Origin of the sequence: Planktosalinus lacus, from assembly GCF_014640155.1 — a bacterium.
GTDB classification, from domain to species: Bacteria; Bacteroidota; Bacteroidia; order Flavobacteriales; family Flavobacteriaceae; genus Planktosalinus; species Planktosalinus lacus.
In genome coordinates this window covers 14,924-41,041 of record NZ_BMGK01000004.1, presented here as the reverse complement: position 1 = coordinate 41,041, position 26,118 = coordinate 14,924, and the positions used below count along the sequence as shown (strand labels likewise).

The 26,118-nt window shown below is 36.4% G+C and carries 25 protein-coding genes and 5 tRNA genes; 23 read left to right on the top strand and 7 right to left on the bottom strand.

Annotated features, from left to right (window positions below):
- The first annotated feature begins 147 nt into the window (after positions 1 to 147).
- From IEV69_RS05495 to trxB, 3 genes are all read left to right on the top strand, one after another.
- A complete protein-coding gene (locus tag IEV69_RS05495; RefSeq protein ID WP_188440310.1) occupies positions 148 to 2,766 on the top strand; it encodes an HYR domain-containing protein in 2,619 nt (872 codons plus the stop codon).
- Between the two features lie 178 nt (positions 2,767 to 2,944).
- Positions 2,945 to 7,237: an HYR domain-containing protein gene (locus IEV69_RS05490; RefSeq protein WP_188440308.1), complete on the top strand. Its 4,293-nt coding sequence runs from the start codon at positions 2,945 to 2,947 to the stop codon at positions 7,235 to 7,237.
- A 164-nt stretch (positions 7,238 to 7,401) separates the two neighbouring features.
- Positions 7,402 to 8,364: a thioredoxin-disulfide reductase gene (trxB, locus tag IEV69_RS05485; protein WP_188440306.1), complete on the top strand. Its 963-nt coding sequence runs from the start codon at positions 7,402 to 7,404 to the stop codon at positions 8,362 to 8,364.
- Between the two features lie 54 nt (positions 8,365 to 8,418).
- Here trxB and IEV69_RS05480 read toward each other — a convergent pair whose 3' ends face one another.
- The 3 genes from IEV69_RS05480 to IEV69_RS05470 all read right to left on the bottom strand — a co-directional run bounded on the left by IEV69_RS05480 (position 8,419) and on the right by IEV69_RS05470 (position 9,730).
- Positions 8,419 to 8,547: a 30S ribosomal protein THX gene (locus IEV69_RS05480; RefSeq protein ID WP_188440304.1), complete on the bottom strand. Its 129-nt coding sequence runs from the start codon at positions 8,545 to 8,547 to the stop codon at positions 8,419 to 8,421.
- Positions 8,548 to 8,663: 116 nt separating this feature from the next.
- Positions 8,664 to 9,233 (bottom strand): YceI family protein, encoded by a 570-nt coding sequence (locus IEV69_RS05475; RefSeq protein ID WP_188440302.1) that lies wholly within the window; start codon positions 9,231 to 9,233, stop codon positions 8,664 to 8,666.
- 47 nt (positions 9,234 to 9,280) lie between these two features.
- Entirely contained in the window at positions 9,281 to 9,730 is a 450-nt protein-coding gene (locus IEV69_RS05470) for a MarR family winged helix-turn-helix transcriptional regulator (protein WP_188440300.1), read from the bottom strand.
- A gap of 149 nt (positions 9,731 to 9,879) precedes the next feature.
- Here IEV69_RS05470 and IEV69_RS05465 point away from each other — a divergent pair, with 149 nt between their 5' ends.
- The 5 genes from IEV69_RS05465 to IEV69_RS05445 all read left to right on the top strand — a co-directional run bounded on the left by IEV69_RS05465 (position 9,880) and on the right by IEV69_RS05445 (position 12,664).
- Complete coding sequence (locus tag IEV69_RS05465) at positions 9,880 to 10,401, top strand: TlpA disulfide reductase family protein (protein ID WP_188440298.1); 522 nt, start codon at positions 9,880 to 9,882, stop codon at positions 10,399 to 10,401.
- 2 nt (positions 10,402 to 10,403) lie between these two features.
- Entirely contained in the window at positions 10,404 to 11,012 is a 609-nt protein-coding gene (locus IEV69_RS05460; RefSeq protein WP_188440296.1) for a thioredoxin family protein, read from the top strand.
- A 106-nt stretch (positions 11,013 to 11,118) separates the two neighbouring features.
- Complete coding sequence (locus IEV69_RS05455; protein WP_188440294.1) at positions 11,119 to 11,427, top strand: rhodanese-like domain-containing protein; 309 nt, start codon at positions 11,119 to 11,121, stop codon at positions 11,425 to 11,427.
- 11 nt (positions 11,428 to 11,438) lie between these two features.
- A complete protein-coding gene (locus IEV69_RS05450; protein WP_188440292.1) occupies positions 11,439 to 11,834 on the top strand; it encodes a rhodanese-like domain-containing protein in 396 nt (131 codons plus the stop codon).
- A 50-nt stretch (positions 11,835 to 11,884) separates the two neighbouring features.
- The gene (locus IEV69_RS05445) at positions 11,885 to 12,664 is read left to right on the top strand and encodes a S1/P1 nuclease (RefSeq protein ID WP_188440290.1); all 780 of its coding nucleotides are present in this window, start codon (positions 11,885 to 11,887) and stop codon (positions 12,662 to 12,664) included.
- Here the strand turns inward: IEV69_RS05445 and IEV69_RS05440 are convergent.
- From IEV69_RS05440 to IEV69_RS05430, 3 genes are all read right to left on the bottom strand, one after another.
- Entirely contained in the window at positions 12,661 to 12,939 is a 279-nt protein-coding gene (locus tag IEV69_RS05440) for a TIGR03643 family protein (protein ID WP_373283657.1), read from the bottom strand. The two genes, IEV69_RS05445 and IEV69_RS05440, sit on opposite strands and share 4 nt — an antisense overlap.
- A 106-nt stretch (positions 12,940 to 13,045) precedes the next feature.
- Positions 13,046 to 13,486, bottom strand: a complete 441-nt coding sequence (locus tag IEV69_RS05435; protein WP_308420133.1) for an alpha-ketoglutarate-dependent dioxygenase AlkB family protein — start codon at positions 13,484 to 13,486, stop codon at positions 13,046 to 13,048.
- 107 nt (positions 13,487 to 13,593) lie between these two features.
- Positions 13,594 to 13,947 carry a DoxX family protein gene (locus IEV69_RS05430; protein WP_188440288.1) on the bottom strand — a complete coding sequence of 118 codons (354 nt, stop codon included), beginning with the start codon at positions 13,945 to 13,947 and terminating at the stop codon, positions 13,594 to 13,596.
- Positions 13,948 to 14,072: 125 nt separating this feature from the next.
- Between IEV69_RS05430 and IEV69_RS05425 the strand changes: the two genes are divergently transcribed.
- Positions 14,073 to 15,053, top strand: coding sequence for a PLP-dependent cysteine synthase family protein (locus tag IEV69_RS05425; RefSeq protein ID WP_188440286.1), 981 nt, complete (start codon positions 14,073 to 14,075; stop codon positions 15,051 to 15,053).
- A gap of 65 nt (positions 15,054 to 15,118) precedes the next feature.
- Positions 15,119 to 16,390 (top strand): DUF2851 family protein, encoded by a 1,272-nt coding sequence (locus IEV69_RS05420; RefSeq protein WP_188440284.1) that lies wholly within the window; start codon positions 15,119 to 15,121, stop codon positions 16,388 to 16,390.
- A gap of 7 nt (positions 16,391 to 16,397) precedes the next feature.
- Here the strand turns inward: IEV69_RS05420 and IEV69_RS05415 are convergent, their stop codons facing one another.
- Positions 16,398 to 17,669 carry a leucine-rich repeat domain-containing protein gene (locus IEV69_RS05415; RefSeq protein WP_188440282.1) on the bottom strand — a complete coding sequence of 424 codons (1,272 nt, stop codon included), beginning with the start codon at positions 17,667 to 17,669 and terminating at the stop codon, positions 16,398 to 16,400.
- 92 nt (positions 17,670 to 17,761) lie between these two features.
- On the opposite strand from IEV69_RS05415, the gene IEV69_RS13870 reads away from it, so the two are divergent.
- The 13 genes from IEV69_RS13870 (at position 17,762) to IEV69_RS05355 (ending at position 26,096) form a co-directional block, all read left to right on the top strand.
- A complete protein-coding gene (locus IEV69_RS13870) occupies positions 17,762 to 17,992 on the top strand; it encodes a PspC domain-containing protein (RefSeq protein ID WP_229741343.1) in 231 nt (76 codons plus the stop codon).
- A 120-nt stretch (positions 17,993 to 18,112) separates the two neighbouring features.
- Positions 18,113 to 20,176, top strand: a complete 2,064-nt coding sequence (locus IEV69_RS05410) for an amino acid carrier protein (RefSeq protein WP_188440280.1) — start codon at positions 18,113 to 18,115, stop codon at positions 20,174 to 20,176.
- Between the two features lie 13 nt (positions 20,177 to 20,189).
- Positions 20,190 to 21,062 carry a ComEA family DNA-binding protein gene (locus tag IEV69_RS05405; RefSeq protein ID WP_188440278.1) on the top strand — a complete coding sequence of 291 codons (873 nt, stop codon included), beginning with the start codon at positions 20,190 to 20,192 and terminating at the stop codon, positions 21,060 to 21,062.
- Between the two features lie 43 nt (positions 21,063 to 21,105).
- On the top strand, positions 21,106 to 22,275 hold the full coding sequence (locus tag IEV69_RS05400; protein ID WP_188440276.1) for an acyl-CoA dehydrogenase family protein: 1,170 nt from the start codon (positions 21,106 to 21,108) through the stop codon (positions 22,273 to 22,275).
- A gap of 192 nt (positions 22,276 to 22,467) precedes the next feature.
- Complete coding sequence (gene rpsU, locus IEV69_RS05395; protein ID WP_188440274.1) at positions 22,468 to 22,662, top strand: 30S ribosomal protein S21; 195 nt, start codon at positions 22,468 to 22,470, stop codon at positions 22,660 to 22,662.
- 111 nt (positions 22,663 to 22,773) lie between these two features.
- Complete coding sequence (locus IEV69_RS05390; protein ID WP_188440272.1) at positions 22,774 to 23,667, top strand: tyrosine-type recombinase/integrase; 894 nt, start codon at positions 22,774 to 22,776, stop codon at positions 23,665 to 23,667.
- Between the two features lie 67 nt (positions 23,668 to 23,734).
- Positions 23,735 to 24,037 carry a ribosome hibernation-promoting factor, HPF/YfiA family gene (gene hpf / locus IEV69_RS05385; protein WP_188440270.1) on the top strand — a complete coding sequence of 101 codons (303 nt, stop codon included), beginning with the start codon at positions 23,735 to 23,737 and terminating at the stop codon, positions 24,035 to 24,037.
- 102 nt (positions 24,038 to 24,139) lie between these two features.
- Positions 24,140 to 24,213: transfer RNA gene (locus tag IEV69_RS05380), tRNA-Thr, on the top strand.
- 58 nt (positions 24,214 to 24,271) lie between these two features.
- Positions 24,272 to 24,353: transfer RNA gene (locus IEV69_RS05375), tRNA-Tyr, on the top strand.
- A gap of 85 nt (positions 24,354 to 24,438) precedes the next feature.
- Positions 24,439 to 24,511 (top strand) — tRNA-Gly (locus IEV69_RS05370).
- Positions 24,512 to 24,593: 82 nt separating this feature from the next.
- A tRNA-Thr gene (locus IEV69_RS05365) sits at positions 24,594 to 24,665 on the top strand.
- A 56-nt stretch (positions 24,666 to 24,721) separates the two neighbouring features.
- Complete coding sequence (tuf, locus tag IEV69_RS05360; protein WP_188440268.1) at positions 24,722 to 25,909, top strand: elongation factor Tu; 1,188 nt, start codon at positions 24,722 to 24,724, stop codon at positions 25,907 to 25,909.
- Positions 25,910 to 26,023: 114 nt separating this feature from the next.
- Positions 26,024 to 26,096, top strand: a tRNA-Trp gene (locus IEV69_RS05355).
- Positions 26,097 to 26,118 lie beyond the last annotated feature (22 nt).

Genomic DNA, 26,118 nt, shown 5'->3' with positions numbered 1-26,118 from the left:
TAGACATCACCAACAATGGATTGGTAGGTAGTGTACCTGCAATTTCTTGTCCCGGAGAAGTAGACATAGTAGCAGACGCAAACACTTGTGGAGCGATTGTAAACTTCAGTCCAGCAGCAGCGATTGACTTAGAAGACGGTCCATTGGATGTTACANGAAGGAGTTCTTTATGGTTTCTGTTTAGACATCACCAACAATGGATTGGTAGGTAGTGTACCTGCAATTTCTTGTCCTGGAGAAGTAGACATAGTAGCAGACGCAAACACTTGTGGAGCGATTGTAAACTTCAGTCCAGCAGCAGCGATTGACTTAGAAGATGGTCCATTAGCAGTAACTCAAGTATCAGGACCTGAATCAGGTGATTTGGTAGAAGTGGGCGTTTACACAGTAGTATTTGAAGCTACTGACAGCGACGGAAACACCGTGACTTGTGACTTCACATTTGAAGTAGAAGACACTCAGGATCCGGTAGCAATGGCGCAAGATATCACAGTATCATTGGATGCAAACGGCGAAGCAGTAATTACTGCAGAAGATGTAGACGGTGGTTCAACAGATAACTGTGCAGACATTACATTATCAATCGATACCACCACCTTTGATTGTGGTAACGTAGGTATTGACAACGAAGTTACATTGACTGTAACCGATGCATCAGGAAACACAGACACAGCGATTGCGATTGTTACAGTAATTGACGATATAGCACCAGAGATTGTATGTGCAAGTGCACCACCTGTAATCACAGTAATGGAAGACTTCGAAGGAGGAGTTCCAGCAGGTTGGTCAGCAGTTACCAATGCAGGTCCATGTGACTGGGAAGTAGGTGAATTGCCTTATACCGGTTACGGTTTTGGATCAGACGGAATGTTCTTTGACGACGATGATTGTGGGTTATTTGCAGATGCAAGTAACGCGACTGTATTCTCAGATGTGTATGACACATCAGGAGCTTTGAGTTTAAACTTAGGCTTTGATGTAGCCTACAGACATTTAGGAGACTCATCATTTGAAGTAGAGGTATTTGACGGAACCGACTGGCAAAGTGTAGCTTTGTATACTGAAAATACAGAGACCACTACTGAGAGTTTTGATGTATTGGCCTATTCAAATGCAGACTTCCAGGTACGATTCACCTATGATGATGGTGATGCTTGGGCTTGGGGAGCTGGTTTTGACAACTTTATGTTAGAGTATGAATTGGCTGCGGGAGTTATTCCACAGTATTTCTTAGATGCTAACGGTGAAGTTACTGTTCCAATTACTGACCTTTATACTAGTGCTACTGACAACTGTTCAGTTGTAGTAAGTGTAGGAGGTGCTTCATCAGGAGTTTGTTCACAGTCAAATGGAGGAACTATAACAAACGGTTCTAACAACTCAGTGCATTCGATATTTACAAATGCAAATGACTTGACAGTTCCTGCAGATCAGGACTTCACATTAGACCAAATTGTACTTCAAGTACTTCCTTTAGGAGCATCTACAGATATCACATTAGCTGATGTCACTTATTATGAAGACAACGGAGGAATACCCGGAACAATTATAGGAAGTGAAAACGGTGTTGTACCCACAAGTGATGTAGTAGTAGGACAGACTGGTGCGCCACTTCCTGTTGCTGATATCAATGAAGTAACTTTGGATCTAACTCCATTTACTTTTGCTGGTCAAGAAGGAGCAGAAACTACTTACTGGATTTCAGTATCAGTAGATACAGCTCTAGGAGCCGGATTAACATCAGTATTTTGGGCAACTACCACCGATGATTTGAATGGTAATGCTTCAGCGACAAACGACGGTGTTGCTTGGACAATAGTTGCAGATGGCGGAGACGGTATCTATGAGTTTAGTGGAATTTGTGAGCCAATTGGCGGAGGTGGATCAGACCTTATCTTCACTTGTGAGGATATCGGAATTGTTGACATCACAGTAACAGCTACTGACCCATCAGGAAACACAACTTCTTGTGTAACTCAAGTTGAGATTATAGATAATATCGCACCTGAATTGGTTTGTCAGAATATTGATTTATCAATTGGAGAAGATGGTACAGTAACCCTTGACCCAATGGATTTATTAGATATGGACAACACCGTTGAAGCGTGTGGATTGGATATCGTAACAGCTGATATCACTGAATTTGATTGTATGGACATTGGTTCTACAGTTGAAGTGACTGTGTTTGCACAAGACACAAGTGGCAACATCGCTTCTTGTACTGCAATGGTTACGATCGTAGACACCGTAGCACCAGTTGTTACCTGTCCTGATGACTTATTAGTAGATCCAGAGCCAAACGGATTATATACGCTTGAAGACTTTATTGCTTCAGGTGAGGCATCAGCAGTGGATAACTGTTCAGAAGATGTTACATTGACACAAACCCCAGCACCGGGAACACAACTTGGTGTAGGAACTTACACCATCACCATCACAGCAGAGGATGAGTTTGGAAATGTAGGTACTTGTGAGTTTGAGTTGGAAGTAGACATCGTGTCTGGAACTGAAGACAATGTGCTTTCAGGAGCAGTAGTGATGTATCCAAACCCAGCAGGAACGTTTGTGAACTTGAGAAACAATTCACAAGTTTCCTTAACTGAGGCAACGATTTTTGACATCAGCGGTAAGCTGGTTAACAAAGTTGACTTGACTCTAATGGGTGTAGAACAACGCATAGACATTTCAGGATTAGCTTCCGGAGTGTATATGGTAAACATCAGCAGTGCTGATGCAACAACAGTAAAACGATTGATCAAGAAGTAATTCTTTGAAAATCATAAATATAAAACCCTGAGGTGAAAGCTTCAGGGTTTTTTGTTTTCTAATGATAATAATTTTAATTCATATAATTTTAGGTAATCCTTATTATTGTTTTATATTTGCCCCCTTTATATCCCCAAAACAACAAATATTTTTTAACTAAATTTTTTTAATTTTAATTATGAGGAAAACTACTTTATTATTTTTTTCGCTCTTTGTCACGATTTTTGCGTGGCAATCACATGCCCAAGAGTGTTCAACCGACACTCCCCAGAACATTGAAGATTTTTCCACGATAACATCTGTTGTTAGCATTGCTGACTCAGGTATTATAGGAGAAAATTCTTTTGAATTTACTTTTAATAACATTGACCTTGATCTTCAGCACGATCGTGCCTCAGATATGGTAATGACCTTGACTTCACCTGAAGGAACGGAACTTACTTTATTCGAGAACAATGGAGGTACAGACGGTTTGGACATCCAAGCCAATTTAGTATTTGACGACAACGCTGTTGCGAGTGTAGGTACTTGGACAGGTGGAGCCCCTGCTGCATCTTATTCAGCTTTAGGTGGTTTATTGAACACCGTATTTGCCGGAGAAGAAGTAAACGGCGACTGGACTCTTTCTGTTTTTGACGGAGGTGGACAGGGTGATGAAGGAGTTCTTTCAGGATTTTGTTTAGACATTACTGACAATGGATTAATTGGTACCGTACCAGAGATTTCTTGTCCTGATAATATTGATACTGATACAGACGCTGGTTTATGTGGTGCAGAGGTTACCTTTGGCCCGGCTTCAGCAATTGATGCAGAAGATGGTACATTGACAGTGACACAGACAGAAGGTCCTGATTCCGGTGACTTTTTAGCCGTAGGTACTTATGATGTAACCTATGAAGCTACTGATACTGATGGAAACACAGTGTCTTGTACATTTACGATTACTGTAACAGATGAGGAATTGCCTGTAGCAGTAGGACAAGATATTACAGTAACATTGGATGAGGATGGCCTAGGAGCAATCACTCCAGCTGATGTTGACGGTGGTTCTACAGACAATTGTGGAATTGACTTAATGACATTGACACAGACTGATTTTGACTGTTCAAATGTTGGTGATATCGAAGTAACCTTGACTGTAGAAGATGAAGAAGGTAACACTGATTCAGTAATAGTTACCGTAACTGTTGTTGACGATTTGGCACCGGTAATTGTTTGTGAAGGACAGTCAGATCCACTAGAGGTAGTCTTGGTAGAAGGAACTGTGACTATTCAAGCAGCTGACTTTTTAGATTCTATTGATGAGGCTTGTGGTTATACAGTAACAGTTGATGGTGAAGACTTTATCAACTTCACATGTTCAGATATTGGTGAACACCAGTTTGAAATTGTGGTAACTGATGCTTCAGGAAACAGTTCAACTTGTATGGCTTCAGTTGAAGTAGTAGATCCTTCTTTATACTGTGAATTAGCGTGTAGTGAATTGGAAAACCCAGTTGATATTTTGGATTTTGAGTCTGTAGCAGAAGTTGCAGATGAAACCAATGTTGGTGTTATAGGAGCGAATTCATTTGAATATACGTTCAATGAAATCAACATTGATTTACAACACGACCGAGCATCAGATTTAGTTGTATCGTTAACCTCTCCTTCAGGAACTTCAGTCGTATTGACAGAGAACAATGGAGGTGTAGACGGATTGGATGCACAAGTAGAATTGGTATTTGATGATATGGCCGGTTCAAACGTGACATCTTGGTCAGGTGGAGCCCCTGCAGCCTCTTATATGGCAGAAGGCGGTATGTTGAACGATGTATTTGCCGGAGAAGATGTAAACGGAGAATGGACACTATCTATTTCAGATGGTGGAGGTGAAGGCGACGAAGGAGTTCTTTATGGATTCTGTTTAGACATCACCAACAATGGATTGGTAGGTAATATACCATCGATTTCTTGTCCTGCTGAGGTTGAAATAATAGCAGACGAAGAAACCTGTGGAGCGATTGTAAACTTCAGTCCAGCAGCAGCGATTGACTTAGAAGACGGTCCATTAGATGTTACACAAGTATCAGGACCTGAATCAGGTGATTTGGTAGAAGTGGGCGTTTACACAGTAGTATTTGAAGCTACTGACAGTGACGGAAACACCGTGACTTGTGATTTTACTTTTGAAGTAGAAGACACTCAGGACCCGGTAGCAATGGCACAAGATATCACTGTTTCACTGGATGAGACAGGAACTGCGGTTATCACTGCAGAAGATTTAGACGGTGGTTCAACAGATAACTGTCCAGACATTACATTATCAATCGATACCACCACCTTTGATTGTGGTAACGTAGGTATTGACAACGAAGTTACATTGACTGTAACCGATGCATCAGGAAACACAGACACAGCGATTGCGATTGTTACAGTCATTGACGATATAGCACCTGAGATTGTATGTGCAAGTGCACCACCTGTAATCACAGTAATGGAAGACTTCGAAGGAGGAGTTCCAGCAGGTTGGTCAGCAGTTACCAATGCAGGACCATGTGACTGGGAAGTAGGTGAATTGCCTTATGCCGGTTATGGATTTGGATCAGACGGAATGTTCTTTGACGACGATGATTGTGGACCAGGACAACCTGCAAGTAATGTGACTGTATTCTCAGATGTTTATGACACATCAGGAGCTTTGAGTTTAAACTTAGGTTATGATGTAGCCTACAGACATTTAGGAGACTCATCATTTGAAGTAGAAGTATTTGACGGAACCGACTGGCAAAGTGTAGCTTTGTATACTGAAAATACAGAGACCACTACTGAGAGTTTTGATGTATTGGCCTATTCAAATGCAGACTTCCAGGTACGATTCACCTATGATGATGGTGATGCTTGGGCTTGGGGAGCTGGTTTTGATAACTTTATGTTAGAATATGAATTGGCTGCGGGAGTTATTCCACAGTATTTCTTAGATGCTAACGGTGAAGTTGAAATACCAATCACAGACCTTTACACTAGTGCTACTGACAACTGTTCAGTAGAGGTAAGTGTAGGTGGGGTTCAATCTTGCTCTTCTTCAACTCCAAGCAATGATTTTGAAAATGGTCATGGAAATGTTCATATATTAACTTTAGCAAATGATTTTTCAGTTGAAGCTAATTCATTGTTTACAGTAAATGAATTTAAATTTAATTTGATTCATGAACCAGGAATTTTACCAAACAGTGTTGATTTAACATTCTATGAAGATTCAGGTTCTGGACCAGGAGCTGAAATATATTCTGAAGCTGCTGTTGTACCGTCAAATGTTGAAGAACTAGGAACTAATTTTGGATTTATTTTTAGTGAAGTAACAATGACTGTTCCTGATTTTGAATTTGATGGAGGAACTGATGGAGCTGTTTACTGGGTAGGTGTTCAAATAGATTATAACGGTGCAGCTTCCTACTGGGAAGGTACCTCAATTCTAAACACTGATAACCAAGGATATATTGACTTAGATGATGGGCTTGGTTTCCAACCAATTTCAACTGTATTTGTTTCAGATCCATTTGATGGAGTATTTGAAATTTCAGGTACTTGTGGAGATCCAGGTGCAGCAAGCGGACTTGTTTTCACTTGTGAGGATTTAGGTATAGTTGACATCACTGTTACTGCAACCGATCCATCTGGAAACACAACCACTTGTGTAACTCAAGTTGAGATTATCGACAACATCGCTCCAGTTTTAGTATGTCAGAATATTGATTTATCAATTGGAGAAGATGGTACAGTAACTCTTGATCCAATGGATTTATTAGATATGGACAACACCGTTGAAGCGTGTGGATTGGATATTGTAACAGCTGATATCACTGAATTTGATTGTTCAGATATTGGTTCTACAATTGAAGTTACTGTGTTTGCAGAAGACGCAAGTGGCAACATCGCTTCTTGTTCTGCAATGGTTACGATTGTAGACACCGTTGCTCCGGTTGTAACGTGTCCTGATGACTTAACAGTAGATCCTGATTCAACTGGATTGTATACCTTAGAAGACTTCATTGCTTCAGGTGAGGCATCAGCAGTAGATAACTGTTCAGAAGATGTTACATTGACTCAAACTCCTGCAGCTGGAACACAATTGGGCGTAGGAACTTACACCATCACCATCACAGCAGAGGATGAGTTTGGTAATGTAGGTACTTGTGAGTTTGAATTAATAGTAAGTCCAGTTTCTGGAACTGAAGACAATTTACTTTCAGCTTCTGTAGTGATGTATCCAAACCCAGCAGGAACGTTTGTGAACTTGAGAAACAATTCACAAGTTTCCTTAACTGAGGCAACGATCTTTGACATCAGCGGTAAGTTGGTAAACAAAGTTGACTTGACTCAAATGGGTGTAGAGCAACGCATAGATATTTCAGGATTAGCTTCCGGAGTGTATATGGTAAACATCAGCAGTGCTGATGCTACAACTGTAAAGAGATTGATCAAGAAGTAATTCTTAGAAAATCATAACTATAAAAACCCTGAAGTGAAAGCTTCAGGGTTTTTTGTTTTATAAAAAGTGAATATAATAGTGTCTTCAAGATTCTTAATAACTTTTACTATTTTACCTGACTAAAAGTGTTTATTTTTGTGGTGAAAATAATTAAAGATGAGTTTATGTCTGAAACAACTGAAAGAATAAAATGCTTAATAATTGGTTCCGGACCCGCAGGTTATACTGCTGCAATATATGCTGCCAGAGCAGATATGAAACCGGTAATGTATACCGGTATGGAACCCGGTGGGCAATTAACCACGACAACTGAAGTCGATAATTTTCCGGGATATCCAGAAGGAGTAGATGGACCTACGATGATGGTTCAGCTACAACAACAAGCGGAACGATTTGGAACTGAAGTTAGAATTGGAATGGTAACTGCAGTGGAGTTAAACGATTCTGAAGGTGGTATTCATAAAGTGGTTGTAGATAATTCAAAAGAAATTGAAGCAGAAACAATTATTATATCTACAGGCGCTACGGCAAAATATTTAGGGCTTCCTAGTGAGCAAAAACTCAGAGGAGGCGGTGTTTCAGCCTGCGCTGTTTGCGATGGATTTTTCTACAAAAACCAGGAAGTAGCAATCGTGGGTGGTGGAGATACCGCTGCTGAAGAAGCTACGTATCTTGCAAACATTTGTAAAAAAGTAACAATGCTAGTAAGAGGAGATGAAATGAGAGCATCAAAAGCGATGCAGCACCGTGTTACATCAACACCTAACATTGATTTACGTTACAACACAGAAGTCGATGAAGTGCTGGGGGATCAAGTAGTGGAAGGTCTTAGAATGATAAATAATAAAACCGGAGAAAAGGAAGAAATTAAGATAACCGGTTTATTCATTGCTATTGGCCACAAACCTAATACTGATATTTTCAAAGGACAAATTGATATGGACGATATGGGTTATATTATCACTAAAGGAAAGTCGACCAAAACAAATAAACCAGGAGTGTTTGCATCTGGAGATGTTCAAGATAAAGAATATCGACAAGCTGTTACAGCCGCTGGGACAGGCTGTATGGCTGCTCTGGATGCTGAGCGTTATTTATCAAGTATTGAAACTGAAGTAACTGTTTAAATACTTCTATACATATTTCAATAAAAAAAGGCCAAATTATATTTGGCCTTTTTTTTATTCTTTCGGTTTATTATCCTTAATTGTTTTTGGACGAATATTAAACTTTTTTCTTCTAGGTCTTAGTTTTCCAAAAGAACCTAAAATGATTTTTCCTCTTTTAGTTTTTTTGTCTCCTTTTCCCATTTTTCAAAATTTAAATTAATAATTAAACTTTTAGTTTCTTATAATGGTAATAAAGTAATAAAAAAAAAGCTCATTAAAAAAATGAGCTTCTTAAAAATTATTTAAATATAAATCACTTAGAATTGTAAAGTAACATCTAATTCAAAATCGTCATAGATTGTATTGTCTCCTAAGTTATCAAAAAAGCTACCAGAACCATAGCGAACGTTAAATTTTGTACGATTTATTTTTAGCTTGGTTGTTGCTTTATTTCCATCCATTATAAGATTGAATGAAATAGGTTCTGTTACACCTTTAATGGTAATATCACCATTAATGTAGTAACCATCACTGGTTTTATTTCCACTATTAATAATGAGGGTAGATGTGGGGTGGTTTGCTACGCCAAAAAAATCATCAGATTTTAAGTGACCCTCAAGCTTTTCTTTGTTTTCACCCGTTAGGTCTACAACATTAATTGAGGTCATATCAATCACAAATTTTCCGGTAGTAATTTGATCTCCGTCAAATACCATTGATCCATCAGCTAAGTTGATGGTACCGTGGTGTGATCCTAAAACTTTCTTACCAGTCCAGGTAATAGTACTCTCTTTTACTTTCATTTCTTTTTCCATAGGTTTTGTAAATGCTACTGTAGTTAAAATAATTGCTGTGGCTCCAAGGCCTTTTAAAATGTTTGTTTTCATAATGAGTGTTTAAAAATTGTATATACAAATGTTAAGTTAAAAAAATACTATTTTAGTTTGTCTAATAAATTGTTGAGTGTATTAAGTTCCTGTAATGAAAATAATTTTAAAATGTCTTCATTGCATTTTGCCATCAAAGGGTCTATTTCTAATAATAATTCTAGTCCTTTAGGAGTGATAATGATTTCTACTTTTCTTCTGTTTGACTCACAAATTGTTCTATCTGCTAATTTTTTTTCGATTAGTTTGTCAACCAGACGGGTAGTGTTACTCATTTTATTGATCATCCTTTCCTGAATGGTTGAAAGGTTAGCAGGAATTCCTTTTTGACCTCTCAAAATTCTTAAAACATTGTATTGTTGCATAGAAACCTTGTAAGGTTTGAGTAACTCAGCTATTTTTTCTTCAACAAGCCTGCTGCTGTACATTATATTCAAAGTTGTACGCGTGTGAGGCTTGAGAGGAATAGATGATTTTATGGCTTCTTCAATTGTCATAACAAATATTGTTAGTACAAATGTATGATGTTTTTATTCTTCCAAAAATTAATTAACAAAACTTTAGTTATTTAATCTTTACGAATTGTTAAAGTATTTCTCAGGTAATTTAAGTTTTTCTAATTTAGACTTCTTTTAATCACTTAAGAATGAAAGTCTTTCTTTACTTTATGTTGTCGTTAATTTTGGTTTCCTGTAAAGGAAAAAATGAAAATCAAGAAGAGCATAAAGTTGCTATTGTTGAACAGGAAGAATCTCTTCCGGTTTTTGACTTTGATGAATTTGAACCCTTGTTACATAAAGAAAACGATACCATTTATATTGTTAATTTCTGGGCCACGTGGTGTAAACCTTGTATTAAAGAATTACCTTATTTTGAGTCAATAGGTGAAGAATTTGCCGATCAAAAAGTGAAAGTGCTTTTAGTAAGCCTTGATTTTCCTGAAAAGCTGAAGAGTCATGTAATTCCATTTATTGAGAAGCACCAATTAAAATCTCAGGTAATTCTATTGGATGATGTGGACAGTAATACATGGATTCCAAAAGTAGCAGAAAGCTGGAGTGGAGCAATTCCAGCAACAATTATTTATAGTAAAAATGATAGAAAATTTTATGAAGGCTCTTTCACTTATAATGAATTATTAACTGAACTTAAAACCTTTTTACAATGAAAATGAAATTTAGACTCCCAGTACTGGCACTCTTTTGTGTTTTTTTAACCATTACCACCTACTCTCAAAATTCCACCGGCTATGAGATAGGGGATGTAGCTACAGATTTTTCGCTTAAAAATGTTGACGGCAAGATGGTTTCATTGGCAGATTATACAGATGCCAAGGGATACATCGTGATTTTTAGTTGCAACACCTGCCCTTATGTTGTGGCATATGAAGACAGAATGATCGAATTACACAATAAATACAATAATAAAGGTTATCCAGTAATTGCAATAAATCCTAACAATCCGGAGCTGTCTCCTGGTGACAGTTTTGAAAAAATGAAGGAGCGTTCAAAAGACAAAAATTTCCCGTTTGCTTATGTATTTGATGAAAAGCAAGAGATATTTCCACAATATGGGGCAACCCGAACTCCTCATGTGTTTTTATTGGAAAAAACGGCTAAAGGAAATGTTGTGCGCTACATAGGAGCTATAGACGATAACTTCAAGGATGCCTCGGCGGTAAAAGAAACTTTTTTAGAGAATGCTATCGATGCCTTGATGAACAAAAAGGAAGTTCCGGTAACGACCACAAGAGCTATTGGGTGTACTATTAAAGTATAAAACCCCCAAGTTGTTAAAGAAATATCACCGAAAATGTTCTAAAACATTTTCGGTTTTTTTTCAACTGTATGTTCATTTCCATTAATTTTGTAAAAAAAATATAATCATGCAAGAAATCAATTCACAGGAATGGCAACAAAAAACTGCATCAGATAGGGATGCTGTTATTCTTGACGTCAGGACAGATGAAGAGGTAGAAGAAGGAATGATTCCCGGAGCTAAACAACTCAATATTTCTGATCCTGCAACTTTTATGGATAAAGCAAATCAGCTTGATAAATCAAAGAGCTATTATATTTATTGCAGGTCAGGAGGAAGAAGCGCTCAGGCCTGTGCTGTATTAGAGTCTATAGGGTTTGAAAACACATATAATCTTTTAGGAGGAATCATAGATTGGGATGGACCGGTTGAATAATTAATAAGCAGATGAAAAAATACTTATACTTTTCAATAATTTTATTTTTTTCAATTTTTACCGCTTGTCAGGAAAATGAAAGTGCTCACATTCAAAAAATCTCGGTTGAACAATTGCTTGAAGCTATCAACTCAGACGATGTTCAATTAATTGATGTAAGAACTGAAGGAGAATTTAATGATGGAAGCATTCAGAGAGCTCAAAATATTTGTGTAACAACAAATGGCTTTAAAGAGAAAGTAAAAAATCTCGATAAAGAAAAGCCTGTTTACTTATATTGTAAATCAGGAAAAAGGAGTGCGAACGCTGCTGAAATTCTTAAAGAAATGGGTTTTAAAGAAATTTATGATATGACTGGAGGATATGATGAATGGAGTGAAAAACAATTGAAAAATAAAAAATCTTGATGACTGTTTTACTTACTTAAAAAAATTAATTTCTATTAATATTAATACCTATGAAATTCACATTCTCTCTCTTATTTTTCTTGTGTATCCAAATTGTTGCTTTTCCCATTTCTGAAGAGTGGGGTCAAACAGGGCATCGGGTAGTAGGCGAAGTGGCATCAAACCATCTCACTAAAAAAGCTAAAAAAGAAATTGACCAATTGTTGAATGGACTTTCTCTTGCAGTGGTCTCTACCTATGCTGACGAAATTAAGAGCGACCGAAAATTTAATGAATACCGGCCCTGGCATTATGTGAACATACCATTTGATAAAAACTACTCAGATATTAACCCAAAGGAAGAAGGTGATATCATTCAGGCAATTGAAAAATGTATTGCTGTTCTAAAAGATGATACAGCTTCGCGAGACAATAAAGCATTCCATTTAAAACTATTAGTTCATTTCATGGGTGATTTACATCAACCCATGCATTTGGGTCTTGAAGAAGATAAAGGGGGCAATGATTTTCAGGTAAGATGGTTCAATGAAGGCACAAATCTACACAGGGTTTGGGATTCTAATATGATTGATAGTTACCAGATGACTTATTCAGAACTTGCCGGAAACCTTCCACCTTTAAGCAAAAAACAAGTGCTTGATATCCAAAAAGGCCATTTGCTGGATTGGGTGCTTGAAGAGCGGGAGTTGACCAAAAAAATATATCAGAGTGCTGAAGTAGGTGAAAAGTTAGGTTATAGATATATGTATGACCATTTTAAAACGGTTAAAATACAACTTCAAAAAGGAGGGTTACGACTGGCAAAAATTTTAAATGAACTCTTTGCTTAACGTTTAGATATTTTATTTCCTGAAATCGCTTTTTGTCTGCTACATTTAAAACGCGCATTTTTAGTTGTTCTTAAAAGAGCATGTTTTGTTTTCCTTCCATGAACGCGACTTCTCCACATTTTAAAACTTGATGGCTTCATCTCGTTTCGCATAAGCGAAATCACAGCCTGTTCTTTCAAACCAAATTGAAATTCAATGGCTTCAAAAGGGGTTCTGTCTTCCCAGGCCATTTCAATAATTCTGTCAATATCTAAAAGGGAGAGTTCTTTAATCATATTCACGAAATTAAATCATTGAGTTTGTCGATTCAAACTTTTATTATTTTATTAACCTAAATGTAAGGTTGATATGGGGTGCTACCTTCTTTGGTGTTTTTGAGATTTAATGTTTCCTGAAATGCTGTGTTGTTTCGTGAATTATTAACAGACTGCCGTGTTGTAAAGTGATCTTGGTTTTCAGTTCAGGTTTGTATTTGTGCTTTAGATGAAACATCCGTTCCGCTCCAAAGCTTAGTAAAGTAATCACCGGATTGTTCACCAGTTCTTTTTCGTCATCGCTGTGCCATCCATTGGAATCTTTTCCGTGACGGTATAAGTTTAGTAAAACTGTAGAAAATGAATAATTGCAGTACTTTTCTACATCAGTTTTTAGTTCTTTTAAAAGGAGCGAAAATGGTTTAGGGAGCATCGTGATGTTTGAATAAGAATACGGCTTTTCATTCTCTGCATAAAAAGCTGTTAGCCGAAGTTGTGGATGTGTTTTGCTAAAAACAGTTACCTCGTCCTGTTGCCAATGTGTTTCTATCAAAAGCTGATTGAAGATTTCAGTTGCTTAATCCGCGGCATACAATTCAGGGTAATAAATAATGTCTGCATCTGGTAAATCAAATACAATTATTTTCACGAAAGGAATCAATTTTTGTTTTAAAATCAAGTGTATTGATAAGCCCACCAAATCAACAAAAACTGTAATGGAATACGTGAAATCAACACCCATTTAGGAAGTTTTAAAGAAGCTTTTTCATTGGTAAGCATATGGATGTGAACAGTGAAAAAAACTAACAACATAGTAATAATCCCCCAGGCTGCCAGATGTTGATTTTCGGGAATAAGTAACATAAGCCCTAAAACCATTTCGGCAACACCACTTAGTACGACCATGCTTTTGTGAGCAGGAATGTAAGGCGGCATGATGCGTTCATATAGTTTAGGGTTTCTAAAGTGATTGATACCCGCTAAAATATAGATCACAGCCATTAAATATTGGTCCCAAGGTAGAAGCATAGTGGTTTTTTGCAGCCAAATGTAGGTTATTTTTGATAAAAGAAAGCACAGGAATTGGCACATCTTTGTGAATTTAATTTTAAATTAAATCTGATTTCCTACCTTTGTCCACGCAAAAAATAAATATGGAATACGCAGAAAATATCTTAGGTACTATTGGCAATACCCCTTTAGTAAAAATCAATAAATTAGCGGAAGAAATACCGGCCTTGGTTTTGGCTAAATACGAAACTTTCAACCCCGGAAATTCAGTAAAAGACCGCATGGCGGTTAAAATGATTCAGGATGCTGAAGCTGATGGCCGTTTAAAACCTGGCGGCACTATCATTGAAGGAACTTCAGGCAATACCGGTATGGGCCTGGCGCTTGCTGCTATTGTAAAAGGTTATAAAATGGTGTGCGTGATCAGCGACAAACAAAGCAAGGAAAAAATGGATATACTTCGCGCTGTTGGAGCTGAAGTAGTAGTGTGTCCAACAGATGTCGCTCCGGAAGACCCGCGTTCATATTATTCCACTTCAAAGCGTCTGTCTGAAGAAACACCTAACAGTTGGTATGTCAATCAATATGACAATCCAAGTAATACCCAGGCACACTACGAAACCACCGGACCTGAAATATGGCGCCAGACAGATGGCAAAGTGACTCATTTTGTGGTGGGAGTAGGAACCGGGGGAACCATTTCAGGAGTTGGGAAATACTTAAAAGAACAAAATCCCAACATCAAAGTTTGGGGAATAGATACTTATGGAAGTGTATTCAAAAAATACCATGAAACCGGAATTTTTGACGAGAAAGAAATTTATCCATACGTAACCGAAGGTATAGGTGAAGATATTTTGCCAAAAAATGTAGACTTCAGTATCATTGACGGATTTACGAAAGTGACCGATAAAGATGCCGCTGTTTATACACAGCTATTGGCTAAAAAAGAAGGTTTCTTTTTAGGGAATAGTGCCGGAGCAGCTATGAAAGGCTTGCTGCAACTCAAAGAACATTTTACCAAAGACGATGTTGTTGTTGTTCTTTTTCACGACCACGGAAGTCGTTATGTAGGCAAAATGTACAATGACGAATGGATGAAAAAAATGGGTTATATTGAATAAGCTTTATTCAAAAATACAAATCTCTAAAAAATCCCTTAAATTTAAGGGATTTTTTTTTTCAGAACATGCAAGAAGACTTTTTACATTACCTCTGGAAGTTCCAAAAATTTTCTAAATCCCAGCTGAAGAGTCAAAACGATGAGCAAATTCATATTGTTCAACAAGGCAATCACAACCAGGATGCAGGGCCTGATTTTTTTAATGCCCACATCAGGATTGACAATCAACTTTGGGTAGGTAATGTAGAAATTCATTTAAAATCTTCAGATTGGTATGCACATCACCACGAAACGGATGCTGCCTATGACAATGTAATTCTTCACGTAGTCTGGCAACACGATGTGGATGTTTTTAGGAATAACAGAACAGTAATTCCCACTCTGGAACTAAAGGGCAAAATTGATACTGCTACATTATCGAATTATCACAAATTGTTTTCCGGAAAGAATACATGGATTGCATGTGAAGGTTCCTTTGCAGAGACGGATGATTTTTTACTTCAAAATTGGTTGGAACGACTTTACTTTGAGCGCCTGGAAAACAAATCAAAATTTATTTTTAAACTACTTGAAAAAACAAAAAATAACTGGGAAGCTGTCTTGTTTTTGATGCTAGCCAAAAATTTTGGTTTAAAGAAAAACGGTGAAGCATTTCTTTCTATAGCTCAGTCTTTTGATTTTTCTGTTTTGAAAAAGAGTCAACAAAGCTTACTACAATTAGAAGCGCTTTTTTTAGGTCAGGCCGGAATACTTGAAATTATCAGCGATGATAAGTATTTGCAGTCATTGAAAAAAGAATACGACTTTTTAAAGCATAAATATATCCTGAACAATCAAAATGTACTGCCTGTTCAGTTTTTTAGGCTGCGTCCTGTTAATTTTCCAACAATTCGGTTGGCACAATTGGCAGCAGTTTATAATGAAAACAACCAGTTGTTTTCAGAAATTAGTGAAGCGAAAAAGAAAAAATCAATTTATGCGCTTTTTAAAGTTAGTGCTTCCAGGTTTTGGGATACCCATTATCATTTTAAATCCGTTTCGCCCAAGCGAAAAAAAGCACTTACCAAATCATTTGTGGATTTGATCATCATAAACACAATTTTGCCGGTTCTGTTTTGCTATTTTAAATATCAAGGCAAAGCTATTCCTGATTATTTACTTGAATTAATCAGCAGTATCGAAAGCGAACAAAATTCAATGATTACAAAATTTAATAATTTAAAAGTGGTGTCCAGGAATGCTATGCATTCACAAGCGTTGATTGAGTTAAAGACTAATTACTGTGACAAGAAGAAGTGTGTGGAATGTGCAGTGGGAAATAATTTATTGAAAAGATAAATTAGTTTTATTTTTTAATAAATCTAAAATGGTTCAAATTGTTTGATACATCATTTAAAAGTAAAAAATAAACTCCTGTTTTCAGGTTCTTTATTTTCTTTTGAGCTGTTTCATATAGAGAGGTTTCAAAAAGTATTTTCCCTGAAATATCAAGAACTACAAAGTGTGAAACATCTTCTGGTTTAGTGATATGAAAATCATTTTCAACCGGGTTAGGATAAATAGTTAAACTGTTCAAATTAACATCTGAGATAGCCATGGTGCAATCAGTTGTTGAAATAGTTACATTATTTGGATTATAACCACTTTCTGAGAGTGCATATTCCTCTCCGGCATCCATACAAATAAAGGTCAACTCAGGTGTATCGTAGAAAGAAAAGCCAAAATACAACATATCAGGATCTGCGCTTGAAATAGCACCATTCTTCATGTTTATATAGGTCAGGTTTGGATTAGATTGACAGTGAATTTCAATAAAATCTGGGTTTTGACTTCCATCGATTTCCTCGATTAAATTGTCACCTATGTAAAGAGAATGGAGATTTATAAGATTTGAAATTGATATTTCTTCTATTTGATTGTTATGACAATCAAGAGACTCAAGTTCAGTTAAATGGTTAACTTCAATTTCAGATAAAAAATTACTTGAAACATTAATATAATTTAGGTTTAAGGTTGGAGTGAAATCAATTGCAGTTAAAGAATTACCTGAAACATTAATATAATTTAAGTTTGGGGTAGGGTTGAAATCAATAATAGAAAGCAGATTATTTGCGATTTCAAACGCTTCAAGAGAATTTAAGCCGGTTAAATCTATTTGATTTAAATTATTGTTGCTAACCCATATCCACCATATATTATCCAGACCACTTAAGTCGATTTCAGCTAAGGTGTTCGATCGTGCCCAAAGCATTGTTAATTGGCTTAACCCGGTTATATTTAGGGAAGTGATTTGATTATTATTGCAATGCAGAAACTCTAGATTTGTCAATGCTGTTACATCAAGTGAAGTAATTAAATTGTTTGCACACCTTAACTCAACGAGGTTTGTAAAGTGCTGTATCCCTTCCATGTTTTCAATTTTAACTTCTGAGCCTATTGAATTCACATTCAAGTGAGTGACAGCAAGGGCTTCATTTAATTGAATAACTCCATCTTCATTTGTGTCAACCCCCTGGGCGATCAATTTTTCTAAAAAAACAGCATCAGGAATTGATACGTTCTGAGAATAATTTAGTATAGAAAATAAAAGTAATATAAGTGTAAATGAAAACTTCATTTTCTTTAAGTTTTATAAGACAATATACTGTAATTTTTTTTAAATCAATTTATTCAGTTAGTATATTTGCATTCAATTTTTTATTTTAGTAAATGCTTAAATTTATATATAACATACGTCACTTTTTTGAGAAGTATGGTTTTGCTGTTTCCTCAAGGGTGGCTGATAAATTGGGTATGCGTGCAAAAAATGTAAGAATATTTTTTATATACTCCTCTTTTGCTACACTTGGGTTTGGTTTTATATTGTATCTAACCCTGGCATTTTGGATCAAACTAAAAGACTTAGTTTATACCAAACGTACTTCGGTGTTTGATCTGTAGTACGATATTTTATACTTTGTTAAGATTGTATTAATTCTAAAAAAAATTTGAAATAGGTTTTTTTTTTAGCATCTTGCCTGCTGTTTTCACACACTGATTTATAAACCAACTACTTTTTTTATGATTTCAAGACTCTTTGCAGCAATATTGCTTTTTTCTACATCCCTGGTTTTTTCTCAGGAATTAACTGTAAATGAAAAAGTTACAAACCCATCCAGTCTTATTAATGATGGTATTGTTGAAGTTTTTGCCGAGGGAGGTCAGCCTCCTTATAGTTACAAATGGAGTAATCAATCAACACCTTTAACTTCAAGCAAAGCGGAAGGTTTGGTTGAAGGAGTTTCATATTCTGTTACAGTTACAGATGCAGACGGAAATTCAGTGAGTAAAGAATTCAGTGTTCCCGCTGAGGCAATAACAGAAAAATTCAATGGTACTTTTGCACCCATTGTAGCAAGTATTGGAAGTGTATTATTCTGGGATCCATTTACTGCAACCGGCATTTATGACCCTGTAGTTTATGCAGATCAAAAAATGGTGCCAGCACCCAGATGGGTGCCGGGAATAGAAGGTGTTTTTATCCTAAAAGATTGGCTGAAAGAAGATGGAGCAAAAGTAAAAGAAGGTGAGCCCATTGCAATTATTGAAAAAGATGGTGAAGACCTTGAAGTAATTGCCTCAGCAAACGGAACCTTGAAACATTTGACTGAAGAAGGAAAATCCATTTATGATTCAAGTAAAGGACTTGATGTTATTGAAGCTGGAGCTCATAATTTTGCATCGATTTATTATGATGAGAAAGTTCCAATTCTTCATCCCAATGGAGATGAACAACAAAAAAACATCCCCTTTATAGTTATATGGCTTGTGGTGGGAGCAATTTTCTTTACCATAAGAATGGGCTTTATAAACATCAGAGGATTTAAACACGCCATCAATTTAGCCAGGGGAAAATATGACGACCCCAATGCACCAGGACAGGTAACGCATTTTCAGGCGTTGACGACTGCTGTTTCCGGAACCGTTGGTTTAGGAAATATAGCCGGGGTTGCGGTAGCAATTTCTTTAGGAGGTGCTGGAGCTACTTTTTGGATGATTCTTGCCGGACTCCTAGGTATGTCATCAAAATTTGTAGAGTGTACGCTTGGTGTTAAATATCGTGACATAGCTGCAGACGGCCGTGTTTTTGGGGGACCGATGAGTTACCTGAGAAAAGGTTTGGAAAAACAAAACAAAAATACTTTAGGTAAAATCCTTGCAGGAGTTTTTGCTGTATTATGTGTGGGAGCTTCATTTGGTGGAGGAAATATGTTCCAGGCTAACCAATCTTTTGAAGCTGTGAGTGGTCAATTCCCGTTTTTAGCTGAATATGGAGCTGTATTTGGTTTGTTCATAATGGTGTTAGTCGCAGCTGTAATTATTGGCGGAATAAGAAGTATTGCAAAAGTAACTTCAAAGGTTGTCCCATTTATGGCATCAATTTATATAATAGCTTGTATAGTTGTAATCGGTGTTAATATTGAAAATATTATTCCTGCTTTTTCAGCCATCATCGATGGAGCTTTTAGTCCTTCAGCATTGAAGGGTGGGGTTATTGGTGTTTTAGTATTAGGATTTCAAAGAGCCGCTTTTTCAAACGAAGCCGGTATTGGTTCAGCAGCAATTGCTCACAGTGCAGCAAAAACAAATCACCCGCCTTCTGAAGGTTTCGTGTCTTTGTTGGAACCATTTATTGATACTGTATTGGTGTGTACATTGACGGCTTTAGTGCTCATATTTACCGGAAAGCATGAAGTTGCTGATATGGCAGGAGCTCAACTTACCTCAGATGCTTTTGCAACTGTAATTTCCTGGTTTCCGTATGTGTTGACAGCAGCAATATTTCTGTTTGCTTTTTCAACAATGATTTCCTGGTCTTATTACGGAATGAGAGCTTGGACCTATTTGTTTGGAAAAAGTAAAAAAACAGAAATGGCTTATAAAGTATTATTTCTTATTTTTATAGTCATTGGAGCTTCAGTGAGTTTGGGTGCTGTCCTCGATTTCTCAGATATGATGATTTTAGCTATGGCATTTCCAAATATAATTGGGCTTTACTTAATGTCTGGTGAGGTGCGTCAAGACCTTCGCGACTATATGAAACAATTGAAAGCCGGCGAGTTGTTTAAAACTCCTGACAAGTAATAATCTTTTAACAATGGAAAAAATAAAATCTCATTTCAGGTTTTCTAAAAAACAACGAAATGAGATTTTGTTTTTAATAGCATTAATTATTATTGTCCAATTGATTTATTTCAATTTAGATTTTTCAAATGAAGCAGTTTTTCAAACAGACACAAAAGAAGTGTTGGCCATTCAAAAAAAGATTGATTCACTCAGAGAAATTAAATCCAATCCAAAAACTTACCCCATTAGGAATTTTAATCCAAACTTTATTTCAGAATATTTTGGATACACGTTGGGATTGTCGCCTGAAGAAATAGATCGGTTACATAAATTCAGGGAGGAAGACAAATGGATCAATTCTGTTGCAGATTTTAAAAAGGTGACTCAGGTTTCAGATTCGGTATTAAACATTATAAGTCCTTATTTTCAATTTCCGGAATGGGTGACCAATCCCAAACCTAAAAATAATTACAACTACTCAAGAGAGGAAAAAAGCTTTGATCAAAAGATAGATTTAAACAAAGCCGATACTGCACAGCTCAAGAAAATATATGGCGTGGGAGAAGTTTTGTCTAAGCGAATCATAGACTACAGGGCTCGATTGAATGGTTTTTTGGCAGATGAGCAACTTTATGATATTTATGGGCTTGAAAATGCTGTGGTAAAAAGGATTATGGAAGAATTTACCGTAAAGGAGAAACCAAAGATTAAGAAAATAAATATTAATAAGGCTTCTGCTTCTGATATAGCCACCCTTCCGTTCATTAATTTTCAGTTAGCAAAAGAAATTGTTGACTACCGATATCTTCATGAAGGAATCAAAGAACTGGAGGAGTTAAAAAATATCGAAGCATTCCCGGCACATAAATTTGAGAGATTTGCCTTATATTTGACAGTAAAATAAAAAATTGCTAAAGCCATATTGGCTGTTCAATAAAAAGAGAATCATGAACATTACTTACTTTACAGAAGAACACGAATTATTTAGAAAAAGCTTTAGGGAGTTTTTGCAAAAAGAAGTAGTCCCTCATATTGAAAAATGGGAACAAACAGGAACCATAGACCGCTTTATTTGGGAGAAATTTGGTGAGATGGGATATTTTGGTTTAGCCTATCCAGAGAAATATGGCGGGATGGATTTAGATTTATTTTATACTGTGATTTTCCTTGAAGAAATGCAATGCATAAACTCAGGTGGTTTTGCTGCCGCTATGTGGGCACATGCTTATTTGGCAATGACACACGTGAACAAAGAGGGAAGTGAAGAAATTAAACAAAAGTATTTAGCCCCCAGCATTAGCGGTCAAAAAATAGGTTGTTTGTGTATCACAGAGCCTTTCGGCGGAAGCGATGTAGCAGGGATGAAAACAACAGCGATAAAAAAAGGTGATAAATACATAGTCAATGGCTCAAAAACATTTATCACTAATGGAGTGTTTTCAGATTATTTAGTAGTAGCTGCAAAAACAAGGCCCGAACTAGGCAATAAAGGAATGAGCATTTTTATCATCGACAGAGATACCGCGGGAATATCCGCAACTAAGCTTGATAAACTGGGATGGAGAGCTTCTGATACAGGTGAGATTGCTTTTGATAATGTTGAGATTCCCGCTTCAAATTTAATGGGTGAAGAAAATAAAGGATTTGGATACATTATGCAGCACTTTGCACTGGAGCGTCTCATTATGGGAATCAATGCTCATGCCAGAGCTGAGTTTGCAATTGAATATGCATTGGATTATATGTCAGAAAGAATGGCTTTTGGACAAACGATTGATAAGTTTCAGGCTTTAAGACATAAAGTGGCAGATCTTGCCAGCCAGGTTGAAATGAGTAAAGTTTTCAATTATAATGTTGCTGCCCGTTTAGACAATGGTGAGTATGTTGTGAAAGAAGCAACCATGTCTAAACTACTCTCAACAAAAATTGCTGATGAGGTAATTTACGAATGTCTTCAGTTTTTAGGAGGCTATGGCTATATGGAAGAATACCCGTTAGCAAGATTGTTAAGAGACAGTAGATTGGGGCCAATTGGCGGAGGTACTTCTGAAATTTTAAGGGAAATTATCGCTAAAATGATAATAGATAAGAAAGAGTATAAGCCAGCCGCAGAATAAATTTTTAATTATCATTTTAGCGAAAATTCCCTATTTATCGCTAAAATGATAATAGATAAGAAAGAGTATAAGCCAGCTAGCTACTTAAATTAATAAATAAAAACAACTGCCAGATTTTTTTTAAATCTTTTTAAAATGATATTATATTTTTATTTATTTTTGCCGAGCTAAAAGAGAGGAGGTGAATTACTTATGTTAATAATCCCGATAAAAGACGGAGAAAATATCGATAGAGCACTCAAACGTTTCAAGAGAAAGTTTGACAGAACACAGACTATGCGTCAGCTAAGAAGCAGACAAGCGTTTACTAAGCCATCTGTTTCACGTAGAGCACAAATTCAGAAAGCTCAGTACATTCAAAGTTTAAGAGATCAAGAAGAAATTTAAACTATATTGAATAAACTATAAAAATCCCGAAGTCTCGGGATTTTTTTTTGCTGATATTTATCATTTGAAATCCTTTTAAGTTTTGTAAATTTACAATTCAATGTTACAAGTATGTCTGTATCAGCTTTTATAGATTACCTTTCTTTAGAAAAAAAATATTCCCCCCACACCGTTTTGGCATATCATAAAGACCTTGAGTCTTTTTTACAATTCATTGAGAAACAATTGGAATGTGGAAATAGTAAGGAAGTAAATTATGCGATGATACGTTCCTGGATTGTAACTTTGGTTGATCAGGGTTTAAACACCAGAAGTATCAACCGAAAAATAGCTTCTTTAAAAGCATACTATAAGTTTCTTATTAAGACCAAGCAAATATCTGAAAATCCTTTGGCAAAGCATACATCATTAAAAACGGCCAAAACTATTCAAGTTCCTTTTTCTAAAAATGAAATCAGCAAAGTGCTGGATGCCCTTGACCAAGATAAAAATTTTGAAAGTATTCGAAATAAAACCATTGTAGAATTGTTTTATGCTACAGGTATGCGGAAATCAGAGTTGATAGAGTTGAAAATTTCAGATTTAGATTTAACAAAACAAACAGTTAAGATTATTGGAAAGAGAAACAAAGAGCGCATTGTGCCACTTCTCAATTCAACTGTAATGTCATTAAGAGACTATATAGATATCAGGAGTAAAGCTGAAAAAGCAAACCAATCACCTTTTTTATTTATATCCAAAAATGGAGTTAAAGTAAATCAATCTCTTGTTTACAGAATAATAAATAATTACTTTAGTACTGTATCAACAAAAGAGAAAAAAAGCCCACATATTTTAAGACATTCATTCGCTACACATTTACTCAATGAGGGAGCCGATTTAAATTCAATCAAAGAATTATTGGGTCATGCCAGTCTGGCTTCAACTCAGGTATACACAAATAATAGTATAGCGGAATTAAAAAAAGTATATGCAAATTCACATCCCCGTACAAATAATAAGTAAAAATAAAATGCTACATAATAGAGGTATTACAAAGCACCTAGTTACTAACAAATAAAATTTAATCCAGATGAAAGTAAATGTTCAGACCCCCGGTTTTGATGCAGACATCAAATTAGTAAACTTTATAGAGAAAAAATTAAATAAATTAGAACAGTTTTATGATAAAATAATTTTTGCAGATGTATTTTTAAAAATCGAAAACAATAGTGAGCCTGCAAAAAAAACAGTAGAAATTTTACTAAGCATTCCAAAGGGAGATTTAATGGTAAAAAAAGATTGTGTTAAGTTTGAAGTAGGTGTGGATGAATGTGTTCAAACACTACAACGTCAATTGAAAAAAAGAAAAGAAAAACAAAGAGCACATATTTAGCAGAAATTTTCTAAAAATAATTTTTTTAAAAACAAAATTTATATACATTTGCAGTCCGTTAGAAATAGCGGACTTTTTTATGACTAAAAAAGTGGTGTAAAAGCCGATGTAGCTCAGCTGGCTAGAGCAGCTGATTTGTAATCAGCAGGTCGTGGGTTCGAGTCCCTCCATCGGCTCTTAAAGTTCTGAAATTTAATTAAAAATTAGAAATAATTTTTAAGTGTTAAAAACACAGGGGAGATACTCAAGCGGCCAACGAGGGCAGACTGTAAATCTGCTGACTATGTCTTCGCAGGTTCGAATCCTGCTCTCCCCACAAAAGAACAAAATTCTTTGTGTTTGATTAGCACATTTGGTTCTTTAATATAATGAAAAATAGATTCTGAAAATGAATCAAAAATGCGGGAGTAGCTCAGTTGGTAGAGCGTCAGCCTTCCAAGCTGAATGTCGCCGGTTCGAACCCGGTCTCCCGCTCAAATAAACGCAAGTTTTAGGTTGCAACCAAATTTTATTAAATGCAATCTGAAAAATAGGTTTAAACTTGGAACTCATTCCTGCCGACGTAGCTCAGGGGTAGAGCGTTTCCTTGGTAAGGAAGAGGTCACGGGTTCAATTCCCGTCGTTGGCTCAAAGTTGTAAATACATTGAACACTAATATATAACTAAGATTAAAAATTATTAAACATGGCAAAGGAAACTTTTGATCGTTCCAAACCGCACTTAAATATAGGTACAATTGGACACGTTGATCACGGTAAAACAACTTTAACAGCAGCTATCACTAAGGTGTTGGCTGACGCTGGTTATTCTGAAGCAAAATCTTTCGACCAGATCGATAATGCTCCCGAAGAAAAAGAAAGAGGTATCACAATTAATACCTCACACGTAGAATATGCAACTCTTAACCGTCACTATGCACACGTTGACTGTCCTGGTCACGCAGATTATGTTAAGAACATGGTTACCGGTGCTGCACAAATGGATGGTGCTATTTTGGTTGTTGCTGCAACAGATGGTCCTATGCCACAAACACGTGAGCACATCCTTTTAGGACGTCAGGTGGGTATTCCAAGAATTGTAGTATTCATGAACAAAGTTGATATGGTTGATGATGCCGAGCTTCTTGAGCTTGTAGAAATGGAGATTAGAGACTTATTATCATTTTACGAATATGATGGTGACAATGGACCTGTGATTCAAGGTTCTGCTTTGGGAGCACTTAACGGTGAGCAAAAATGGGTGGATACTGTACTGGAATTGATGGAAGCTGTTGATAGCTGGATTGAACTTCCAGAGCGTGATATTGATAAGCCATTTTTGATGCCAATTGAAGACGTATTTTCGATCACTGGTCGTGGTACTGTTGCAACTGGTCGTATAGAAACAGGAGTTGCTAATACTGGTGATCCGGTAGAGATTATTGGTATGGGTGCTCAAAAACTGAACTCTACTATCACTGGAGTTGAGATGTTCCGTAAGATATTGGACAGAGGAGAAGCGGGTGATAACGTAGGTATTCTACTTAGAGGTGTTGAGAAAACTCAAATTTCAAGAGGAATGGTTATTACTAAACCTGGTTCTGTAACTCCACACAAAAAATTCAAAGCTGAGGTTTATGTACTTAAGAAAGAAGAAGGTGGTCGTCACACTCCTTTCCACAATAACTACCGTCCACAGTTTTATGTTCGTACAACTGACGTAACCGGAAATATTTCTCTTCCTGATGGAGTGGAGATGGTTATGCCCGGAGACAACCTTACTATTACTGTTGATTTGATTCAACCTATTGCGATGAACGTAGGTTTACGTTTCGCAATTCGTGAAGGTGGTAGAACTGTTGGAGCTGGTCAGGTGACTGAGATATTAGACTAATTAAAGGTTTAAAATGATAGTCTTAAAGGTATCCGCTAACGGCGGGTGCCTTTAAGTATTTATCAACGGGTTTAGCTAATCCCAAATGTGTTTTAGGAAGAGCAAACTTTTTAAACGGGTTTAGCTCAGTTGGTAGAGCACTGGTCTCCAAAACCAGGTGTCGGGAGTTCGAGTCTCTCAACCCGTGCAATAAAAATTAATAATAACGA